Genomic DNA, 1,142 nt, shown 5'->3' with positions numbered 1-1,142 from the left:
TTCCAATTGACCTGGTTAAGCGGCCTTGCGCGGGCCGCAGCCTTCGGCCTTGAGCACGCGCCTGGTCGACGGCGGATATTCGTCAGCTTGCCTGCCGGCCGGATCGGCCGCGGCGCGAAATTGCCGCCGCAATTCGGGCAGGCACCACCCAGCACATTGTCCACGCAGTCGGCGCAGAAGGTGCATTCGAAGGTGCATATCAGCGCATCCGTGGCCTCCGGCGGCAGATCCTTGTCGCAGCATTCGCAATTTGGCCTAAGCTCCAGCATCGGTCTTCCTCCTCACCGGATCGGCGCTTTACCTGATCGGCTCGTGCACGGTCACCAGCTTGGTGCCGTCGGGAAACGTCGCCTCGACCTGGACGTCGTGGATCATCTCGGCGATGCCGTCCATGACCTGGGCGCGGGTGACGACGTGGGCGCCGGCCTCCATAAGTTCCGCGACGGGACGGCCGTCGCGGGCGCCTTCGACGACGAAGTCGGTGATCAGGGCGATGGCTTCGGGATGGTTGAGCTTGACGCCGCGCTCCAGGCGCTTGCGCGCCACCATCGCCGCCATGGCGATGAGCAGCTTGTCTTTTTCACGCGGCGTAAGATTCATGCAATGTCCTGGTATTTCAGATCAGAGTGACCACAATTTAGGCAGGCCCGCCCGTCCATTGAGCAGTTCGACGAGTGGAACCAACCGCTTGCGGAGCTGGTAGCCGTCGCCGGCGGTGAGCCTCGCAAGAAGCTTGCCAGATCGGCCGACACTCCAGAAGCTGGCGCCGCCGCCGGCGGCAGAGTCGCCGATAATGGCGCGGGCCGCCTCGAGCAGGCTTTCCGCTTGCGGCGAAACGAGCAGCAGCGTCGCGATGGCAAGCGCGCCGCCGGTCGCCGCCGGCCGCCGCAACGTTGCCGCGATATCCGGCCCGACGCGGAAATCCTCCGCATGGATCAGCGCGCCGCACCGGCGGACCCGCCAACGGTCGTGGAAGCTGCCTCGAACCGTCCGCTCGCCCATCGCCAGCCGGCCGAACAGCGTGGCTTCGAGCACCAGCGCCTCGGCGTCCTCCGCGAGATCGACATCCAGCGTGCGGGCGAAGGCGGCGCGGTCGAAAACGATGGTTTCCTGCGGCAGCCAGGCGAGGCGCCCGCCCGGCC

General features: G+C 66.9%; 2 protein-coding genes and 1 pseudogene. All 3 read right to left on the bottom strand.

The window, feature by feature from the left end; translation table 11 throughout:
* Positions 1-15 precede the first annotated feature (15 nt).
* Positions 16-269, bottom strand: a pseudogene (locus tag EOA28_RS36485) (DUF1272 domain-containing protein).
* A gap of 28 nt (positions 270-297) precedes the next feature.
* A complete protein-coding gene (locus tag EOA28_RS36480) occupies positions 298-600 on the bottom strand; it encodes an urease subunit gamma (RefSeq protein ID WP_041003069.1) in 303 nt (100 codons plus the stop codon).
* 21 nt (positions 601-621) lie between these two features.
* Positions 622-1,142, bottom strand: a 521-nt coding sequence (locus EOA28_RS36475) for an urease accessory protein UreD (protein ID WP_189342399.1), incomplete at its 5' end; no start/stop codon positions are given.

The sequence above is a fragment of the Mesorhizobium sp. M2A.F.Ca.ET.067.02.1.1 genome (assembly GCF_004023285.1).
Lineage (GTDB): Bacteria > Pseudomonadota > Alphaproteobacteria > Rhizobiales > Rhizobiaceae > Mesorhizobium.
This window is presented reverse-complemented; position numbering and strand designations above follow the sequence as displayed.